Annotated in this window: 23 protein-coding genes; 16 read left to right on the top strand and 7 right to left on the bottom strand. The window is 28.4% G+C overall.

Going from position 1 to position 18,954, the window contains the following annotated elements:
• Positions 1–112: 112 nt before the first annotated feature.
• From KGF48_RS11770 to KGF48_RS11745, 6 genes are all read right to left on the bottom strand, one after another.
• Positions 113–490 carry a DNA polymerase III subunit delta gene (locus tag KGF48_RS11770; RefSeq protein WP_227828650.1) on the bottom strand — a complete coding sequence of 126 codons (378 nt, stop codon included), beginning with the start codon at positions 488–490 and terminating at the stop codon, positions 113–115.
• 83 nt (positions 491–573) lie between these two features.
• Positions 574–1,023, bottom strand: a complete 450-nt coding sequence (locus tag KGF48_RS11765; RefSeq protein ID WP_227839232.1) for a permease prefix domain 1-containing protein — start codon at positions 1,021–1,023, stop codon at positions 574–576.
• A gap of 4 nt (positions 1,024–1,027) precedes the next feature.
• Complete coding sequence (locus KGF48_RS11760; protein ID WP_227828652.1) at positions 1,028–1,357, bottom strand: PadR family transcriptional regulator; 330 nt, start codon at positions 1,355–1,357, stop codon at positions 1,028–1,030.
• Between the two features lie 176 nt (positions 1,358–1,533).
• On the bottom strand, positions 1,534–2,391 hold the full coding sequence (locus tag KGF48_RS11755) for a MerR family transcriptional regulator (RefSeq protein WP_227828653.1): 858 nt from the start codon (positions 2,389–2,391) through the stop codon (positions 1,534–1,536).
• 20 nt (positions 2,392–2,411) lie between these two features.
• Positions 2,412–3,077 (bottom strand): RluA family pseudouridine synthase, encoded by a 666-nt coding sequence (locus KGF48_RS11750; protein ID WP_227839233.1) that lies wholly within the window; start codon positions 3,075–3,077, stop codon positions 2,412–2,414.
• Positions 3,077–3,949: a class I SAM-dependent methyltransferase gene (locus KGF48_RS11745; protein ID WP_227868073.1), complete on the bottom strand. Its 873-nt coding sequence runs from the start codon at positions 3,947–3,949 to the stop codon at positions 3,077–3,079. The genes KGF48_RS11750 and KGF48_RS11745 overlap by 1 nt, the downstream gene beginning before the upstream one ends.
• A 168-nt stretch (positions 3,950–4,117) precedes the next feature.
• On the opposite strand from KGF48_RS11745, the gene KGF48_RS11740 reads away from it, so the two are divergent.
• A complete protein-coding gene (locus tag KGF48_RS11740; protein ID WP_227839235.1) occupies positions 4,118–4,861 on the top strand; it encodes an RsiV family protein in 744 nt (247 codons plus the stop codon).
• Between the two features lie 221 nt (positions 4,862–5,082).
• Here the strand turns inward: KGF48_RS11740 and KGF48_RS11735 are convergent, their stop codons facing one another.
• Positions 5,083–5,310, bottom strand: coding sequence for a single-stranded DNA-binding protein (locus KGF48_RS11735; protein ID WP_227437569.1), 228 nt, complete (start codon positions 5,308–5,310; stop codon positions 5,083–5,085).
• 201 nt (positions 5,311–5,511) lie between these two features.
• On the opposite strand from KGF48_RS11735, the gene KGF48_RS11730 reads away from it, so the two are divergent.
• The 15 genes from KGF48_RS11730 (at position 5,512) to KGF48_RS11660 (ending at position 18,891) form a co-directional block, all read left to right on the top strand.
• Positions 5,512–6,081: a recombinase family protein gene (locus KGF48_RS11730; protein ID WP_227828683.1), complete on the top strand. Its 570-nt coding sequence runs from the start codon at positions 5,512–5,514 to the stop codon at positions 6,079–6,081.
• A 575-nt stretch (positions 6,082–6,656) separates the two neighbouring features.
• A complete protein-coding gene (locus KGF48_RS11725; protein ID WP_227839236.1) occupies positions 6,657–7,811 on the top strand; it encodes an aminotransferase class I/II-fold pyridoxal phosphate-dependent enzyme in 1,155 nt (384 codons plus the stop codon).
• A 48-nt stretch (positions 7,812–7,859) separates the two neighbouring features.
• The gene (locus KGF48_RS11720; protein WP_227839237.1) at positions 7,860–9,113 is read left to right on the top strand and encodes an MFS transporter; all 1,254 of its coding nucleotides are present in this window, start codon (positions 7,860–7,862) and stop codon (positions 9,111–9,113) included.
• Positions 9,114–9,327: 214 nt separating this feature from the next.
• Positions 9,328–10,722 (top strand): sodium:solute symporter family protein, encoded by a 1,395-nt coding sequence (locus KGF48_RS11715; RefSeq protein ID WP_227828658.1) that lies wholly within the window; start codon positions 9,328–9,330, stop codon positions 10,720–10,722.
• A gap of 15 nt (positions 10,723–10,737) precedes the next feature.
• Positions 10,738–10,980, top strand: a complete 243-nt coding sequence (locus KGF48_RS11710) for a hypothetical protein (RefSeq protein ID WP_227839238.1) — start codon at positions 10,738–10,740, stop codon at positions 10,978–10,980.
• Positions 10,981–10,984: 4 nt separating this feature from the next.
• On the top strand, positions 10,985–11,515 hold the full coding sequence (locus tag KGF48_RS11705) for a hypothetical protein (RefSeq protein ID WP_227828660.1): 531 nt from the start codon (positions 10,985–10,987) through the stop codon (positions 11,513–11,515).
• 158 nt (positions 11,516–11,673) lie between these two features.
• Positions 11,674–12,384: a UPF0489 family protein gene (locus KGF48_RS11700; protein ID WP_227839239.1), complete on the top strand. Its 711-nt coding sequence runs from the start codon at positions 11,674–11,676 to the stop codon at positions 12,382–12,384.
• A 117-nt stretch (positions 12,385–12,501) separates the two neighbouring features.
• Positions 12,502–12,999 (top strand): SEC-C metal-binding domain-containing protein, encoded by a 498-nt coding sequence (locus KGF48_RS11695; protein ID WP_227828662.1) that lies wholly within the window; start codon positions 12,502–12,504, stop codon positions 12,997–12,999.
• Positions 13,000–13,008: 9 nt separating this feature from the next.
• Positions 13,009–13,170 (top strand): hypothetical protein, encoded by a 162-nt coding sequence (locus KGF48_RS11690; RefSeq protein WP_227839240.1) that lies wholly within the window; start codon positions 13,009–13,011, stop codon positions 13,168–13,170.
• Between the two features lie 109 nt (positions 13,171–13,279).
• A complete protein-coding gene (locus KGF48_RS11685; protein WP_227839241.1) occupies positions 13,280–14,218 on the top strand; it encodes a dipeptidase in 939 nt (312 codons plus the stop codon).
• Between the two features lie 83 nt (positions 14,219–14,301).
• A complete protein-coding gene (gene yabG, locus KGF48_RS11680; RefSeq protein WP_227839242.1) occupies positions 14,302–15,162 on the top strand; it encodes a sporulation peptidase YabG in 861 nt (286 codons plus the stop codon).
• A 147-nt stretch (positions 15,163–15,309) separates the two neighbouring features.
• A complete protein-coding gene (locus KGF48_RS11675; protein ID WP_009892135.1) occupies positions 15,310–15,576 on the top strand; it encodes a Veg family protein in 267 nt (88 codons plus the stop codon).
• 92 nt (positions 15,577–15,668) lie between these two features.
• On the top strand, positions 15,669–17,219 hold the full coding sequence (locus tag KGF48_RS11670; RefSeq protein WP_227437546.1) for a DUF3794 and LysM peptidoglycan-binding domain-containing protein: 1,551 nt from the start codon (positions 15,669–15,671) through the stop codon (positions 17,217–17,219).
• Positions 17,220–17,336: 117 nt separating this feature from the next.
• Positions 17,337–18,227, top strand: a complete 891-nt coding sequence (gene ispE, locus KGF48_RS11665; protein ID WP_227828665.1) for a 4-(cytidine 5'-diphospho)-2-C-methyl-D-erythritol kinase — start codon at positions 17,337–17,339, stop codon at positions 18,225–18,227.
• Positions 18,211–18,891, top strand: a complete 681-nt coding sequence (locus KGF48_RS11660) for a GntR family transcriptional regulator (protein ID WP_227828666.1) — start codon at positions 18,211–18,213, stop codon at positions 18,889–18,891. Before ispE ends, KGF48_RS11660 begins: the two co-directional genes overlap by 17 nt.
• Positions 18,892–18,954: the final 63 nt, after the last annotated feature.

Below are 18,954 nucleotides of genomic sequence, written 5' to 3'. Positions count from 1 at the left end.
GATTAATTAAAGGCGTTAGTCCGTAGAAGCTTTCGCCTTTAATTAATACTCTATAATTATTTTTTTATGTGAACTAAAATAAATATTAATCTTGATACTATCAGTTTTTTCTTTAATCATTAGATAGAGGATAAGAGTGGTAGTCATGAATTTCTTCATGTATAAGATTTTCATATTTATCATAATAGTATTTAATTGTAACAACTATTTTATCTCCCTTAGATACATTTCTATAGAGTTTTTTACTTTTAATAGAGTAGACCTCATCTTTATATATGGCATTAACTATAAAAATTTCTGACTCATAATCAAATGTGCCCATTACTGGATTATAGTGTTTTGAATCTTCTTTATAGCAGAAGCTTTCAACAGTCATTATATAAGTTCCAAATGAAATCCATTTGGTATATTTAAATAAATTTACTTTCTCATTAATATATGAAACTCCTGGCGTATCAAGAATTTTTTCTAATAATATTTTTTTCTCCATATACAAAAACTCCTTTCATAGTATTTATTAATATCCTAGTACTTATTCATATAAATAAAACAAAAATATATTTATTAATGTGACTACATAACATAATCATTTTCTATTTCTTTCTTTAATCTATTAATTATAATGCTTAAAATTATTAATATAGCTACTACGATTATCAAAGCTACAATCAACCAAGGTGGAACTATGTGTCCAAAACCTCTATTGGCTGTAAATGCAGCAGCTGCAACAAGCCATCCAAATAAATTTAAAAATAAGAGCCTTGAATTTGATAATCTTCGCAATAAAACTTTTTTAGGTTCTATTTTTTGTTTAAATATTGAACGTAATTCTACTGACATCTCACCGCCACCATCGAATCTCTCGATTGCCTTATTTTGTGCTTCATCTATGTTATATCCATTTTCAATAAATTCATTTGCAGATGTTGTTAGATGTTCTCTTAGCTCTTCTTTTAAATCTTGAATCTCTTTGTTATTTTCGTTCTTATATAGTGTTTCTAAATACTCTTCTATTATTTTCATAAATCTAATCCCCCTTCTTTAGAAATTTGTTCATAATACCCTGTATAAAGTCCCACTCCTGAATTTTTATTTCTAAGTTATCCTTTCCGTCATCTGTTATATTGTAATACTTTCTCCTGCTTCCTACGCCTTGGTCATTTCCCCAATAAGATTTTATCAAACCCTTAGATTCTAATCTTTTAAGAGACACATAGAGTGTACTTTCTTTTAACTCAAATGTAGTTTCATCTCTAACCACTTTTGCTATTTCATATCCATATGAATCTCCTTTGTTTAGTATTGATAATATTAAAGTATCAATATGACCTTTAAGCACTTCTTTATTTAAGTCCATAAATTCACCTACTTTATGTTATCATATACCTCGTATTATAAGGTATATAGATATATAATAAAACATTTCATATTATTTTCCAAGTGTAAACTATAAAATTTTAATTATTATTTAAAAAGGGCATTCCATTTATGATTTAAAAATCATTTGGAAACGCCCTTTTTTATAATAATTGATTATACTAGACATCTTAAATCAATTTCTCTCTTTTTAACCTGTATCTGAATTTCGGTTAGAAGTTCCTCTTCATTGTTTGTAGATAGAGGGTCTATTATAGGTATCTCATATATATAATTTTCAATAGGTATCCTTTTATAATCAACATAGTCAACTAACTTTTTAAAAGCAGTATAATTTTCTCTGTAAGAACCTTTATATGTCATACAAATAAAATCACCAGCTGAAATTTCAGATATATATTTTTGAGATTTAGCATCAAATAAATCTCTTTCAACATTTACAAAACTATTTTCATAGATGACTTTATCTTCGTTTAAGAATTTATCTATAGATACAAGACCACTTACTCCACCATAAAACACAGAGATATTATCTTCTAGTATATTTGCTATTTGTCTTCTGGAAAGTTCCATAGTTTCTTCACTACTTAAACCTTCTTCATATTCTATGGATAAAATACTTCTTCTTGGAATATGTTTTCTTACTATTTTACCTACTTCATCTACTTTCATACCTTTTTCCATTGTTTCTTTTTTTGTACTTAATACTTTTTTTATAAGTTCTAATTCTTTAATTTTTTCATCTACTATATTAATCTTATTAGTTAATAATTTTAGAATTTCTTCATTGTTTTCATCTAACTTTTCTTTGATTTCTTTTAATGGCATACCTAGATACTTTAAGTATTTTATAATATCCAATTGTGAAAATTGGTCAATTGAGTAATATCTGTAATTGCTTTCTTGATCAACATGAACAGGTTTAAATAAATCTATTTGGTCATAGTATCGTAATGTTTGTATGCTTATTTTGTGAAGCTTTGACATTTCACCTATTGAAAACTTTTTACTCATATAATCACCTCATTTGAGATTTAGAATATATTCCATGGATATTTATCAGGTGGAGTACATATAAATTCCATTTTTTCCTTTGTTGTTGGATGGCAAATTTCTATTTTATTAGACCAAAGAGAAATCTGTTGTCCAATTTTATTTACTTCTTGGCCATATCTTTGGTCTCCATATAAAGGGTGTTTTCTAGTTGCAAATTGAACTCTTATCTGATGAGAACGGCCAGTTTTTAAGTTTACTTGAACTAAGCTTAGATTTTCTTTAAAACCCAATACTTTATAACTAAGTTCAGCTTCTTTAGCATCTTTATGGTTTTTTTTCACGACACTTACCATATTTGTCTTTTTATTTTTATATAAAAAATCTTTTAATATGTCTGAATCGGATTTCATTTTACCATGAACAACTGCCATATAGGTTTTTTTGAATGTCTTATTTCTTACTTGTTCAGACAATCTTGAGGCAGCTTTTGATGTTTTGGCAAAAATCATGACTCCACCTACTGGTCTATCCAATCTATGTACCAAACCAATATATACGTTTCCAGGTTTATTGTACTTTGTTTTGATATAGTCTTTTAAAAGATTTACCATGTCCTTATCATTGGTATCATCTCCTTGAGATAATACATTTACAGGTTTCTCTACAACTAATAAATGGTTATCTTCATATATGACTTTTATCATTATTTGTTCTCCCATCTTCCAAATATACCACAAGGAAGTATTTTACTATCCCTAGAAGCTGGTATTCCTAGTTCACCGCCATAAATTTCTCCATTATTTGCCTTTTTTTCTATTGTTGTAGATAGTACATTTTCAAGAACTATTGGAGAGAAGCCTGTTGTGTAAGAATTAATTAGAAAGAATAAAGGATTATCAGATAAAACACCCATACATAAATCCACAAAGCTATATAATTTTTCTTCTATCTGCCATACTTCTCCCTTAGGTCCTCTTCCATAAGAAGGTGGGTCCATTATTATTGCATCATATTTCTTACCTCTTCTTATTTCTCTTTCAACAAACTTTACAACATCATCTACTATAAATCTTACTGTTTGATTTTTAAGTCCTGATAACTCTATATTTTCTTTTGCCCAGTTGACCATACCTTTTGCAGCATCAACATGACATACTTCTGCACCAGCGGATGCACATGCTACTGTAGCTCCTCCTGTATATGCAAAAAGATTTAATACTTTTATAGGTCTGTCAGCTTTTTTGATTTTGTCCATCATCCAGTCCCAATTGGCTGCTTGTTCTGGGAATAATCCAGTATGTTTAAATCCAGTTGGTTTAATGTGGAATTTTAAGTTTTTGTAATTTATAGTCCATTGTTCTGGATATCTTTTTTTGTGTTCCCATTGACCTCCACCTTTATTACTTCTATGATAATGTCCATGAGGGTTTTTCCATAGAGCCCATTCGGACTCCATTGGCCATACAACCTGTGGATCTGGTCTTCTAAGTACATACTTACCCCAACGCTCTAATTTTTCTCCATTTCCCATATCTATAAGTTCATAATCTTTCCATTTATCTGCTAATAATAACATATCTTTCCTCCTATAAAATAACTCTCAATCCTATGTATTATACCACAAAATCAGTCATTTTTTGCTGTTTTAGATACTTTCTATTCTTTACATTTATTGTTAACATTATTACTCTTTTAAACATATTATATAGTATCTGATTTTTTTAATAAGAGGAGGAGAGTTTTAATGGAAAATTATCAAGCTACAAATACTTGTACATATAACATATTATATGTGCAGTTTAATGAAGACTTTGGCAGAAGTAAGTACTTTTCATATGATGTAAAATATCCTATTCTTTACAATATTAGAAATCAATCCACCTATGTAAATCCGCCTATTTTAAACAACATAAATTCTGCTGTAAAAATGACTGTAAATAATTTTAAGGTTGGATTACAAGAAGAAGAACAAGAATATAATAATGCAGCTTCTCAAAATTCACTTCCAAAACAAAGTTACTGGGTTTCTACTAATTATGCAGTTACTTTTAGTAAAAACTATGTACTAAGTATGATATTAAATCTTATGGGATTTGCTGGTAGTTCTGGGCCTAAGTACAATACATTAAATAATTACAATATAGATTTAACAAATGGAAAAGAACTTTTACTAAGTGATATTTTTAGAGATGGAGTTGACTATATAAACATAATAACTGATTATATAAAATCTGAAATTAATGAAAATAGAGAAATGTATTATTCTAATGTAGAATTAGTTATACCTGAAGATCAGGCATTTTATATTACAGATGATGGGCTTGTTATATATTTTGGTGTAGATGAAATAGCACCTGAAAGTTTTGGAATTCCTAAATTTAAGATAAGATTTTCTGATTTTGGAAATTTTATAAACCAACGTTTCTATTGCATTTCTCCAGACATATACATTCAATCAAGAGGAAGAGCTAAGCATTTTATGGTATAAAAATATAGATAATTCTGAGCCCTATTTTAGTGTATCTAGATTTATGCTGGAGTAGGGTTAAGATTTATCTATCTTAAAAACATAATTTAAACAGTACTATTTGTATATGTTAGTTATATAGACTCAGACCTACTGATAAACATTTATATAGTACAATTTGTATTAAAAGTTTTAACTTTTGACTCAACAAGAAGATTATATTATTATATATATTTAAGTTGCTATTTTTTTTTATACATTTGTTGATAAGCAGAGTTTTTATTGATTACTTCTACCTTTAAATTGGGATTACTTACTACCTCATACAAAAAAAGTTTTCCTAATTTTAACCTGATGTTCATCTCCAACCTGTTCCATTCATAGCCTTTGAACAATTCTTTTAATAAAAAAACCTCTCCGCAATGGATGTTTTTTAACTCATCTATTGCATCATTTAACAGACTATTCATATTATTTCCTCCAATTTGTATAATTTCATTAACTTCATTATATTGTTAATTTTTGACATAGTCAAACAAATTATAAAGGAATTATAATGGTGTCAAAAGTTAACAGTATTGACACCAAAAAATCGTTTTAGTAAAATGTATAAAGACATGTAGATACAGATATCTACAAATTTCTGCATTAAATATTTACGTTAGGAAGTGATTATTATTATATATGGATATTGCCGTGTCAGTACAAAGAATCAGACAGATAACAACAGTTTGTATCAACAACAGCAAGAGATATTAAGCAAGTATAACAATGCCAAAATAATAAAAGAAACTTATACAGGTACTACTACAAATAGACCTAAATTTGAAAAAATTATATCTTCTTTAAAAAAGGGAGATTTACTTGTTGCAACTAAACTTGATAGACTGGCTAGAAGTACATCAGAAGGAATACAACTGATAGAGGGTTTGTTTGCTAAAGAAGTTAGTGTCCATATTTTAAATATAGGTCTCCTAGAAAATACTTCAATGGGGAAATTCTTTTTAACTACATTACTTGCAGTTGCAGAACTTGAAAGAAATATGATAATAGAACGAACTCAGTTGGGAAAAGAATTTGCTAGAAGGAAAAAAGATTTTAAGGATGGTAGACCAAAGAAATATAGTAATCAGCAGATACAATACGCATTGGGATTATTAAATTCTAAACCTTATAGAGAGGTTGTGAAGATGACTGGTATCTCTAAAAGCACACTTATTCGTGCGAAGAAATCAATTTAATGAGATTTTACTTATGAAAAATTAGAGGTATAAATAAATTGGATGATTTGAATATATTTATGCCTCTAATTAATTTTATTTACAGATATATGGATACAATAAATAGTAAAACTTTTTTTGATTTTTATATAAAGTTTTATAGAGTATATAATTTTCTTGATGTAGTATATTTTATTACAGATGTTAAATCATAGTAATGTATATAATTACTATAGACTTTTGATGAGAAAATGACAATGAAAGAATTTACACAGAGAACAAAAAATTGATGTTTTATGTATTGAATCAAATTTAATATAAAAAGAGATATGCATTAAAATAAGCTTATTTTAATGCATATCTCTTTTTATGTTAAATTTTTTAAACATTGTAAAAAAAATATCAAAAATATATTGACTCTATAGTTACTATAGAGTTTATAATTAAAACTGTAAAAAAGCAAAATAAGTGTCAGATTTTTAGAAATTATAACAAATATAAAAGTATACTTAAAAAGTTTATACTAATTAAAGCTGAATTGGTGAAATTTGGCAGGGAAAACGTTGTATAAATAGGTCAAAACAGGAGGAATTAAAATGAGTAATAATATTAATCAAGATTTGGAGACAAAAATAATACATTGGGGACATAGTGCAGATCCAACAACAGGTGCATTAGCTACTCCAATATGTCAAACAGCAACATTTGCTGCAAAGACAGTAGAGCATTTTGAAGAGTTATGTATGACATGGGGGTATGTATATACAAGAGAGTGTAATCCTACACTTACAGAGTTAGAAGCTAAATTAGCTATGCTTGAAAATGCAGAAAGTGCTATATCTAGTACATCAGGTATGGGAGCAATAACATCTACTATATTAGCATTAGTAAAAAGTGGAGACCATATAGTTAGTTCTGATGGAATATTCTCACATACTAAATTATTTATGTCTGAGTTGTTGGCCAAATTTGGCGTTGAAGTTACATTTGTGGATGCAGTAAATCCACAAAATGTAAAAGATGCAATGAAATCAAATACTAAGATAGTTTATATAGAAAGTCCATTAAATCCATCATTAGATTTAGTAGATATAAAAACAATAGCAGAAATAGCTCATGAAAATAAGAGTTTAGCTATTGTTGACAGCACTTTTGGTACTCCAATTATACAAAGACCAATAGACTTAGGTGCAGACTTGGTAATACATAGTCTTACTAAATTTATAAATGGACATGGAGATACTTTAGGGGGAGCAGTAGCAGGTTCAAAGGAATTAATAGATTTAGTGAGATGGCCAAGTTTATGTTGTTTTACAGGAGCATCTTTACCACCAATGAGTGCATGGATGATTTTAAGAGGCATGAAAACTTTAGACATGAGAATGAAAAAACACTGTGAAAATGGATTGGCAGTAGCAGAGTTTTTAGAGCAAGAAGAAAATGTAGAATTGGTAAAATATCCAGCACTAAAAGCTCATCCTCAGTATGAACTTTGCAAAACTCAAATGAATGGTTTAGGTGGAGGAGTAGTTTCATTTAAACTTAAAGATGGAATAAATGGATTAACAAGAGACCAAGCTAGTAGAAAATTAATGAATTCTTTAGAGCTTGCAACAATAGCAACAAGTTTAGGAGAAGAACATACATTAGTTCAAATGAATGGAGAAAATCTAATAAGAATAGCAGTAGGATTAGAGTCTGCAAATGATATAATAAATGACTTTAAACAAGCTATAGAAAAATTAAAATAAAGTTATAGAAATAAAACTAGAAAATTAAAATCTTAAGGAGAGAAAATCATGGAAAACAAAAATAATGTTAAGAGATTTTTGGTAATATTCATATTGGCATTTGGAACAACAGCCATGTATAGTTTACCATATATGAAGTCATCATTTTATGATCCAATGCAACAAGCATTAGCATTGAGTCATACGCAAATAGGGAACTTATTGAGTTTATATGGATTAGTAGGAATGGTATCTTATTTTATAGGTGGATGGTTTGCTGATAGGTTTTCAGTTAGAAAACTGATAACTTTTTCTTTAATTGCTTCAGGAGCATTAGGGTTTTACTTCTCAACATTTCCATCATACAACATGATTCTTTTAATATTTGTATTATGGGGATTTACAACAATATTAACATTCTTCTCAGCTTCTGTTAAGGTTGTTAGAATGCAGGGTAGTGAATCAGAACAAGGAAGAATATTTGGATTTTATGAAGGGTTATCAGGGGTATCAGGTACGTTAATTTCTTTTATAGGTCTTTACTTCTTTGGAAAATTTGCTGAAATAACTATTGGATTTAAATATGTAGTATGGTTATATTCTGCAGCATCTATAATATGTGGTATACTTTTATTCTTCTTAGTAGAAGAAAAGAAAGATACTGGAGCATCAGATGAAGGATTAAGTATTAAATCATTACTAAAAGTAGTTACAATGCCAAAAGCTTGGCTGATTGGTCTTATAATATTTTCAACTTATTTAGTATTTTCAAGTTTAACTTATTTAAGCCCATACCTATCAGAAGTTTATGTAATGCCAATGACTTTAGTTTCAGCTTTATCAATAATTAGAACTTATGTTATAAAAATGGGAGCATCTCCTATTGCAGGTGTTATAACAGATAAAGTTGGTTCATCTATAAAAGTAATGTTTGTAGGGTTTATATTAATGACAATAAGTACAGCAGCTTACTTAGTAATTCCTAAAAGTGCAGGACTTATATGGATAGCTGTAATAAATATGATAATACTAAGTGTAATCTTATTTGGATTTAGAGGTATATACTTTGCATCTGTTTCAGAGTCTAATATATCTTTAGAAACTACAGGAGCAGTAGTTGGATTCGCTTCATTTATAGGATTCTCTCCAGATGCATTTTACTATACCGTTGCAGGTAACTGGTTAGATAAATATGGACAGACAGGATATACGTATATATTTATTTTATCTGTAGTGTGTGCAGTTATAGGTATATTTGCTACTTATGCTTTAAATAAAATAAATAAAAAAGAAAATAAAAACTTGAATAATAAAATTGCTTAAATACTTATAATTATTTATATAACTCTACCTATTTTTAAAAAATGGGTAGAGTTGTTCATGTTTAAAATAAGAAATAGTTTCAGTTTAGAGATTTCATAATTATAAAATAAATTTATAACACATGGTATAAATTAAGTTTAATTAAAAAATGACAGTAACTATTTAAATATTAAAATAGAAAATTAAGACAATAATAAGAATATGGAGAGTAGATATGTTAGCATTATGGGAAAATGGAATTATAATTATATTTGCATTTCTATTGTTAGGGATAGGCTATTATTTTTCTAGAAATGTAAAAGATATGGAAAGTTATTACCTAGGAAATCGAAGCTTACCATGGTCTTTGATAGTAGGTACTTTGGTTGCCTCTTGGTATGGTGGAGTTGGTACAGTTGGTAGTGTAGAGTATGCAGCTATATATGGGATATCTGCATGGGCAGTATGGTCAATAGCTGCACACATTGGAAGAATGCCTTTAGCATTGTGGGTTGGACCAAGAATTCATATAAGAACTAATATAACAGTTCCTGATTTATTAGAAAGTTTTTATGGAAAGCAAGTTGCTATAATTGGAGCAGTTTTAATGTTTATATATTGTGCACAACTTGGAGAAATAACAGCTATGGGAACTATAGGTAATGTAGCTTGGGGAATTGATAAACAACTAATAGGGTTTATAATGGTAGTGGTAGTAGTTATATTGACAGTTCTTGGTGGTCTTATGGGAGTTGCCATTACAGATATGGTATTGTTTTTCTGCATGGTATTTGGTCTAACTATGGTCATGCCAGGTCAATTTGACCAAATAGGTGGTTTTCAAGGTCTTACAGAAGCACTTAAAGATGCACCTCAGCTAATGCATCCTACAAAAGGTATGTCAGCAATGAAAGCATTGATGTTAATAGTATATTCATTTGGAGCTTATTCAGACCCAACTTTCTATCAAAGGTTTTCGGCAGCAGACTCTCCAAAAGTTGGTAGGAGAGCCTTGTTGACTTGTTTTTCTCTGTGGATATGTTTTGACATGGTGTTAACTATGACAGGTCTTATAGTTAGAGCCACTTATCCAGAAATGGCTCCAGCAGCTGGATATATAACTTTAGTTTTAAATACATTGCCAGAAGGTATAAGAGTAATATTTATAATAGGAATTTTAGGTTCAATAATATCAACACTAGATAGTTATTATCTAGCAGCAGGAGCCACTTTAGCAAATGATATATATGGAAGAATTACTAAAAAAGAATTATCTCAAAAGCAATTAGTTAAACTTACTAGAGTAGGTGTATGTTTAGCGGCAGTTATGGGACTTAGTGTGGCGTTTAGATTTGAAAATGTATATGATGCATGTATATTTGTAGGAAGTATTTGGATGGGTTCAGCATTTGTACCTATAGTAGGAGGACTTCTTGGTAATGGAAGAAGAACATCTATGGGCGGTATTTTGGGAATGATTGTAGGTGGAGTAACTTTTGGTTATTTTAAAATGTTTCCAGTTCAAAGTTTTGAATTAGAGCCTCTTGTTATAGCCATCCCTCTTTCATTTATTGCATGGACAATAGGAAATAGAATAGGCGAAAATTTAAATACACAAAATAATCTATAAAAAGGAGTAGTTATTATGTCTAAATTGGTCTCTAAAGTAAAAAAAGATTTGGAAATAAAATGGATTGGTATAGATGGTTTTTTAGTACTATTATACTTCTTAATAACAGGATTTATATTTTATGGTATAGTAACTAGAAATGATATTATAGTTGGAAAGATAATCCCATATGGAGTTATGATAGCAGTAGTTATAATATTTTTTGATTATCTATATAGAGTATTCAAAATGACAAGAAAAAAAGAGGAAAGGGAATGATTTTATGGATATAAGAGCATTGCCTATAAAAATTACAAAAGATGAAGCTATAGATATAGCAAAAAGTGGAAAGAATTCCTTATTAAGTATGTTGATATTAAAAAATAAAGAAGTTCATGAAGTTAGACTTCATTATATAGAGTTTAAAGTCGTTACACTTAAAATTTATCAAAATAAATCTCCTTTCATGAAAAAAAAACAAGCTAGCAATATAAATGAATTAAATATTTTAGTAAATGGCTCTACAGGTGCTGGTAGTATAGTACAAGAATTACCAGTATCTGAAATTGTAAAAAATGTAGATAATGACATCATACAATATAGTGATAAGGATGAGAGAAGGGTAAAAGCAAAGGCAAATAAAATGGCTATAAGATTAAGTCACAGGTTTATGGGGGGGATACCAGAGATTGAGATAGTTAAAATTGAAAGTATCTTTAGACCATACTGGGTAGTATTCTTTGGAAAAGTGGAATTAAATACAAGAGTAAGTTACTTGCCAATTGAAGCAGATGGCTTTGTTATAGGAATGTAAGATATTTTATATAAATATATTTTACACTTATTGTATAATACATATTGAGAGAAGAGATAATATTTAGTTATATACAAAGTAGCTTCTATATTAGATAACCTAATTTATAATAAGTGATTTTAATGTATATAGATTATAATAATGGAGGAAATTTTCTTATGACAAACTATAAATATACAGGATTTTATATAGAAAAACCAGTAGGAAATAATGTATTTTCATATGAAGAAAGAGAAAATAAGAGTATATATGTTCCAAAACTAATAAGTGGAACACTGGATGATGTGAAATTGGGAAATAAAGTAGTATTTAATGAAATTGATGAAAATAAAGAGATAAAAGCAAAAGGATTGGAAAATATGGTCGAATATGTCCTGGGAAATAAAAGAATATATGTTTTTGATAATCATAACCATGCATTTTATTTTTGGATAAAATCTATGATGGTAAATGAATTCACAAGAGGATGTAAACTAGTACATGTAGACCAGCATAAGGATACTAGAGAGCCTAAAAACTACAATGTAGATATAAATAATCTGGAGGATGTATTTAGGTATACAAATGAGGTTTTAAATGTAGGAAGTTTTATAAAACCAGCATTAAAACATAGTATATTTTCAGAATTAATAATAATAGATAGCTCATATGGCTTTGATTTAGATATAGAACCAGAGTTTGTTCTTGATATAGATTTAGATATATTTTCAGAGGATATGGACTATATACCATTTGATTTTAAACTAGAAAAGATAAAAAATCTAATTAAAAAGGCTAAAGTTGTAACAATTGCTACTAGTCCTTACTTTATAAACCAAGAGTATGCTATAAAAGTATTAAAAGAATTGTTTAATTATGATATAATGTAAGAGTTAACTTTAAATAGAATATGGTATAATCAAAAAGAAGAAACTTCCAATCTAACTAAAAGATTTTATACTATAAAAAAACTAAAAAAATATAGATATACTTAGGAGGAAAAAAGTATGAGTTTATATACTGAATGGAGAAATTTAAGTGATAACCACGAGAATCAAGAAACAGAGGTAAAATTCTGGGAAGAATATTTAAAAGTTGAAGCTGGAATATACAATGAAATATTAAATAATAAAATGGATGTTGTTGAAGGTAAAGTAAGTGAATTAGCTGAAAAATTTGGAACTACTAATGAATTTTTCATGGGATTCATAGATGGAATAAGTGAAAGTTTAAAAGAAGATATAGTTTTAGAAGATGTAGAAGCTGATAAAGAAGTTTCTATAAAAATAGATTGGGAAAAATTATATAACAATATGGTAACTGTTGAGGCTCATTGGCTATATAATTTACAAGGTTGGGAAGAAATATTACCAGCAGACCAAAGAAAAGAAATAATAAAAGCATACAAAAAATCTAAAACAGTAGTTAAAGAAGCAAAAATAGGAAGAAATGATTCATGCCCATGTGGAAGTGGTAAAAAATATAAGAAATGTTGTGGAAAGTAAGGTAATCTTATGTTTATTTTAAGATTTGCAGATGATGAAGACAATTTATCAGTTAAAGATTTTACATCTTTAACTGATTTAAAAAAATATATTAGTGAAAATAGTATAGATAAAACATGGCATCAAATTGAAGAAGTTAAAAAAGTAATACCTAACCTAAAAGAGGAATAAAATTAAGTAACACTAAAAAGAATATTAAAAAATAGTTGTCAATAGTTGTCTATAAGGACAACTATTTCTATTTTTAGATATAAATATAAAATATACAGGGGGTATAAATATGAAATTTATTGATTTACATTGTGATACTATAGCAAAATTAATGGAAAATGTGGAAACAAGTGAACTTAAAACTAACAAATATTCTGTTGATATAGACAGGTTGAAAAAAGGGGATTCATTGGCTCAAACATTTGCTCTTTTTGTTGATACTGAAGAAGTAAAACATCCTTTTGATTACTGTATGAGTATGGCAGATAAATTTCATAAAGAAATGAAAAAAAATAGTGATGTAATAGCTCTAGCTACTAACTATAAAGAAATTATGAAAAATCAATCAGAGAATAAACTTACAGCACTTTTATCCATAGAGGAAGGGGCAGTACTTGAAGGTAGAATAGAAAACTTAAAGAAGTTTTATGATTTAGGTGTTAGAATGATGACAATAAGTTGGAATCATGTGAATGAGTTAAGTTTTCCTCATAATAAGATAGAGTATAGAGAAAAAGGTCTTACAGATTTTGGTAGAGAAGTTGTACATAAGATGAATGAACTAGGTATGCTAGTTGATGTTTCTCATATTTCAGATGGTGGATTTTATGAAATTGCAAAAATATCTTCTAAACCAATAATAGCTACACATTCGAATTCAAGAGCAATGATGAATCATACTAGAAACCTAACTGATGATATGATTAAAGTGTTGGCTAATAAGGGTGGGGTTACAGGAATAAACTTCTTCCACTTGTTTTTAAGTGATAAAAGTGAAAGTAAGCTTGAAGATATGGTTAGACATATAAAACATATTGTAAATGTTGGAGGAATTGATGTTGTAGCTTTAGGCTCAGATTTCGATGGAATACATTCAAAGGTTGAGATTGAAGATATATCTCAAATGGGTAAATTATATGAACCTCTAAAAAAAGAAGGATTTAGTGAAGATGAAATAGAAAAAATATACTATAAAAACGCTTTAAGGGTAATAAAAGAAGTGTTATAAGAAATGTTTTTTTGACATTAGGAAACAAAGTTTTATATCGAACATAGTATAAACTAAGATAAAAATTTATTGGAGGTTTAACTATGAAGGTAGGAGACATTGTAGCTAGAAAGTCACATAACAAAGATATTGTATTTAAAATAGTCTCTTTTGGTGTAGATGAAAATAATGAAAAAATAGCTATACTAAAAGGAATTGCATTTAGAGTAATAGCAGATGCTTATATTGATGACCTTGAATTAGTAAAAGCACCTGATATAAAAGATATATTAATAGATAAAAATGTAGAAAATTTATTATATAAGTCAGTAAGAAAGGCTAAAGAGAGACAGAAAAAGATGACAAGGGCAGTTCCAAAACTTCAATTAAATTCTAACACATATGGGATGCCTGGAAAAGTACTACAAATAGATGGAGATAAAGAGTATTTGAAAATTTGTTTGGATGTATATGCTCAACTTGGAATACCTGCAGTAGGAGTAGCAGTTTCAGAGCAAAATCAGCATAAAGAAGTAAGAGCATTACTAGAAAAATATAATCCGGATATACTAGTAATTACAGGACATGATGCAATGACAATAAAAAGAGGAGATATAGAAGATATGAATAACTATAGAAACTCTTTAAATTTTATGAAAACAGTTAAAGAAGCACGTAAATGGCAACCAAATTTGGATAATCTTGTAATATTTGCAGGTGCATGTCAGTCAAATTATGAAAAAATAATAAATGCAGGAGCGAATTATGCAAGTTCCCCTGGTAGAATAATGATACATGCTTTAGACCCTGTTTTTGTGGTAGAAAAAATTGCATGTTCAAGAATTGATGTAGTAGTACCTATTGATGAGGTTATAGAGCAGACTATCACAGGTGTTAAGGGCATTGGTGGCTCTGAAACAAGAGGGAAATTTAGATGGGCAATGCCAAAAACAATATTGCATTAACAAAAATTAACATAATTATACTGTATATATTCAAAAATAGTATTGACATTTTTGCAAAAAATATATAAAATGATTAGTTTAAACGTTTGACAAAAATGTTTATATGTGATATTATGTAAACATATAAACGTTAAAGAAGGTGATATTGTGGCTACTGTTCAAACTCTAGATAAGATAAGAGTAAGCTTAGAAAGACATATAGGAAAGAAAATATTGTTGAAAGCTAATAAAGGAAGAAAGCAGATTATTACAAAAGAGGGTATACTAGAAAAAGTTTATCCAAGCGTGTTTGTTATAAAATTAGATGATGAAAGTAATGGATATCCTAGGGTATCTTATAGTTACTCAGATTTATTAACATCTAATGTAAAGTTGCAAGTTTTTAGAGATCAAGATAAATTACAAATAAGTTAAAATTATACCTATTAAAAATAGGTGTAATTTTTTTTTTGCTCCTTAAATATAAATATAGTGTGATACTTTTATAATACTTAAGGGGGTAAACTATGGAATTAATTAAAGATGTAATTAAAATTGACAATAGAATAGACTTTGGGAAATTTCAAACATTTATTGAGGCAGAAGCAGTAGTGCCAGACAAGAAACTAGATGTATATGAGATTGTAAAGACTGAGGGTTACATATCACTTAAAAAAATTGAGATAGCAGACGGAAAGATACTTTGTAGAGGAAGTTTTAATTACAACGTAATTTACATCGCGGACGATAAAAATACTGTTTCTAATGTAGATGGAAAAGTGGATATAAACGAAGTAATAGAAAAAGATAATGTTATGCAAGATATGGAATACATGTTATTTTCAGAAGTAGAGCATATGGACTGCACTATAATGAATGAGAGAAAGATTAAAGTAGGAGCTCTTATGAATATAAGAGGAAGTTTATTTGAAAAACAAAGATTAGATATTGTAAAGGATGTAGCACAGGTAGAAGGCATACAAAAGCATAGAAAGGAAATTTGTTTTCAAGATATAGTGGGAATAGAAAAAGCAGAAAGTTCTATAAGAGACACTATAACTATAAATACAGAAGAAATTCAATCTATAATAAGCTTAAATCCTTGTGTTAAAGTAAAAGAAAGTAGAGTAACTGATAATAAGGTTATTATTGGTGGAGTATTAGAAATAAATCCATTGGCTTGTACATATGAGGGTGAACTTGTAGAGTTAGATAGAGTGGGTATAGAGTTTACTCAGTTTGTAGAAGTTCCTGGAGTGAGTGATGGCATGACTGAGGAAGTATTATTGTCCATGTCAGACTTTAATCATATTTTTAAACAAAATAGTGAAAGTAATACAGGTCTATTAGAAATAGATTGTATGGCTTGTTGCAAGGTAAAAGTTACAGATGAAGTGACAAGAGAGGTATTACAAGATGCATACTCTCCTCAAAAGATAATAAAATTTGACCATAAACCTATTCAACTAAATAAGACTTTGAGAAATAGTGAAGAAACATTTATGGTTAGAGAAGGAATAAGAAATGATAATGATGATATACAAATAAAAGATATTGTAAGCGTTTGTCCAACTATGTCTATAGAAAATAGCTACATTGAAGGAAATAAAAGTATTATACAAGGGATTATAAAAGTTGAAATTTTATTTATTCCAGTTGAAGGGCTAAAGTTAGTTTATAAAATTAGTGAAGAAATTCCATTTGAGCATGATATAGAGATGGATAATTTAACTGATACAGCATCTGTTTTTAATACAGCATGTATTGATAAAATTGAAGTTGATTTAAATAGAGACCAAATAGATTTAGTTATAAAAATCAAAAGATTTACTGAAGCATTAGATAAAAAGGCAGAAAGCTTTATTGTTAAAGGTGAAGATCAAGGTGTGTATGATTTATCTAAAGCCCCAAGTATAATTGTATATATATGTAAAGAAGGAGATACTTTCTGGAATATTGCAAAAAAATACAATACAACAGAAAATGAAATTGCAGAACTTAATGATATAAAACTTGACGAAGCAATTAAGCCTGGTAAGTGTCTTATTTTAGAAAAAAAAGTCGTATTAGTAGATTAATATTAAAAAATTTAAAGTAATTAAGTATAATAGGGTATTATAATACCCTATTATTTTATTTTTTGTAGTATAATATTATTGTTAGTGATGCATTATTCTTTAAACAAGGAGGATAGAATGGATTTTATAAAACTAAAGAGCAGAGCAAAAATAAATTTATCCATTGATGTCTTAGGAAAAAGGCAAGACGGTTATCATTTTGTTGAAATGATAATGCAAACGATAGATTTATACGATATAGTAAAAATAAAAGGATTAGATAAAGATGAAATAAAGGTAAAAAGCACTAGTTTAGATATTCCTTTAGATGAAGATAATATTGTTTATAAAGCTGCCAAAATAATTAAGAATAAATTTAATATAAAAAAAGGTGTAGAAGTATTCATAGAAAAAAATATTCCTGTAGCAGCAGGGATGGCTGGAGGAAGTTCCAATGCCGCCGCAGTATTAGTAGGATTAAATGAATTATGGAAACTTGAGTTATCTGAAGATGAATTAAAAGAAATAGGATTTAATTTAGGAGCAGATGTTCCATTTTGTATATCAGGAAGGCCTGCTTTAGCTCAAGGTGTTGGAGAAAAACTAACAGATATTAAAGGTTTACCATGTGATATAAGTATTTTAATATGTAAACCAGAATTATTTGTTTCTACAAAAGAAGTTTATCAAGGATTAGACTTGAATAATATTAAAAAAAGACCCAATAATAAATATTTGATGGAGTGTTTAAATTCAGAAGATATAAGAGCTGTATCAGAAAATATGATAAATGTTCTTGAAAATGTTACTATAAGTAAATATGAAGAAATAAATAATATAAAGCAAGTTATGATGAAAAATAATGCTTTAGGTTCTATGATGAGTGGCAGTGGTCCTACAGTTTTTGGATTATTTGAAAGTAAAGAAGACGCTCTAATTGGAAAAAAAGAATTATTAAAAAAATATAAACAGGTATATGTTGTTAACAGCAGTCAAAAAGGGGTTGAAATTTGTGGAGAATTTAACTAAACTAAACTTGGATAATTACAAGCCATTGAGAGATGTAGTCTTCGAAAATTTAAGAGAGGCAATCTTAGAAGGGAAATTAAAGCCTGGTCAAAGGCTGATGGAAGTACAACTAGCAGAACAACTAGGCGTAAGTAGAACTCCAGTAAGAGAGGCAATAAGAAAGCTTGAATTAGAAGGTTTAGTTGTTATGTTACCTAGAAAAGGTGCATATGTAGCAAATATGTCTTTAAAGGATCTTCTAGATGTATTAGAAGTAAGAGCAAGCTTAGAAGGTTTAGCAGCGTCTCTTGCTGCTGAAAGAATTAGTGATGATGATATAAAAAAACTTAAAGATATATCAGAAGCGTTAAAAAAAAGCATTTTAGAATCAGATTTAGATGCACTATTGAAACAAGATGTAGAATTTCATGAATGTATATTTAAAGCAACAAACAATAAAAAATTAATCCAATTGATAAACTCCTTATGGGAACAAGTGTATAGGTTTAGAGTTACTTATATGTCTGATTACGACTCATCACTTAATATTGTTGAAGAACATAGATTTTTACTTGATGCCATAATCAAAGGTGATAGTGAATTGTCGAAGAAATATGCTACAGAGCATATAGAAAAAGCAGAGCAATTTATGATAGATAAGGCTATGATGAATAAAGACTTATAAAATTTAAAAACTACTTTGAAATGGTTATAATCATTTCAAAGTAGTTTTTTTATTGATATTGAA

Source organism: Clostridioides sp. ZZV15-6388 (assembly GCF_020657755.1).
In the GTDB taxonomy this organism is placed as follows: domain Bacteria; phylum Bacillota; class Clostridia; order Peptostreptococcales; family Peptostreptococcaceae; genus Clostridioides.
This window is presented reverse-complemented; position numbering and strand designations above follow the sequence as displayed.

What these genes read in the sequence shown, in the direction of transcription:
- KGF48_RS11765 (WP_227839232.1), bottom strand. Translation starts at nt 1,023, where the DNA reads ATGAAAATAATAGAAGAGTATTTAGAAACACTATATAAGAACGAAAAT.
- KGF48_RS11715 (WP_227828658.1), top strand. Translation starts at nt 9,328, where the DNA reads ATGTTAGCATTATGGGAAAATGGAATTATAATTATATTTGCATTTCTA.
- KGF48_RS11710 (WP_227839238.1), top strand. Translation starts at nt 10,738, where the DNA reads ATGTCTAAATTGGTCTCTAAAGTAAAAAAAGATTTGGAAATAAAATGG.
- KGF48_RS11740 (WP_227839235.1), top strand. Translation starts at nt 4,118, where the DNA reads ATGGAAAATTATCAAGCTACAAATACTTGTACATATAACATATTATAT.
- KGF48_RS11700 (WP_227839239.1), top strand. Translation starts at nt 11,674, where the DNA reads ATGACAAACTATAAATATACAGGATTTTATATAGAAAAACCAGTAGGA.
- KGF48_RS11760 (WP_227828652.1), bottom strand. Translation starts at nt 1,357, where the DNA reads ATGGACTTAAATAAAGAAGTGCTTAAAGGTCATATTGATACTTTAATA.
- KGF48_RS11720 (WP_227839237.1), top strand. Translation starts at nt 7,860, where the DNA reads ATGGAAAACAAAAATAATGTTAAGAGATTTTTGGTAATATTCATATTG.
- KGF48_RS11755 (WP_227828653.1), bottom strand. Translation starts at nt 2,391, where the DNA reads ATGAGTAAAAAGTTTTCAATAGGTGAAATGTCAAAGCTTCACAAAATA.
- yabG (WP_227839242.1), top strand. Translation starts at nt 14,302, where the DNA reads ATGAAGGTAGGAGACATTGTAGCTAGAAAGTCACATAACAAAGATATT.
- KGF48_RS11770 (WP_227828650.1), bottom strand. Translation starts at nt 490, where the DNA reads ATGGAGAAAAAAATATTATTAGAAAAAATTCTTGATACGCCAGGAGTT.
- KGF48_RS11705 (WP_227828660.1), top strand. Translation starts at nt 10,985, where the DNA reads ATGGATATAAGAGCATTGCCTATAAAAATTACAAAAGATGAAGCTATA.
- KGF48_RS11735 (WP_227437569.1), bottom strand. Translation starts at nt 5,310, where the DNA reads ATGAATAGTCTGTTAAATGATGCAATAGATGAGTTAAAAAACATCCAT.
- KGF48_RS11690 (WP_227839240.1), top strand. Translation starts at nt 13,009, where the DNA reads ATGTTTATTTTAAGATTTGCAGATGATGAAGACAATTTATCAGTTAAA.
- KGF48_RS11695 (WP_227828662.1), top strand. Translation starts at nt 12,502, where the DNA reads ATGAGTTTATATACTGAATGGAGAAATTTAAGTGATAACCACGAGAAT.
- KGF48_RS11750 (WP_227839233.1), bottom strand. Translation starts at nt 3,077, where the DNA reads ATGATAAAAGTCATATATGAAGATAACCATTTATTAGTTGTAGAGAAA.
- KGF48_RS11685 (WP_227839241.1), top strand. Translation starts at nt 13,280, where the DNA reads ATGAAATTTATTGATTTACATTGTGATACTATAGCAAAATTAATGGAA.
- KGF48_RS11725 (WP_227839236.1), top strand. Translation starts at nt 6,657, where the DNA reads ATGAGTAATAATATTAATCAAGATTTGGAGACAAAAATAATACATTGG.
- KGF48_RS11745 (WP_227868073.1), bottom strand. Translation starts at nt 3,949, where the DNA reads ATGTTATTATTAGCAGATAAATGGAAAGATTATGAACTTATAGATATG.
- ispE (WP_227828665.1), top strand. Translation starts at nt 17,337, where the DNA reads ATGGATTTTATAAAACTAAAGAGCAGAGCAAAAATAAATTTATCCATT.
- KGF48_RS11670 (WP_227437546.1), top strand. Translation starts at nt 15,669, where the DNA reads ATGGAATTAATTAAAGATGTAATTAAAATTGACAATAGAATAGACTTT.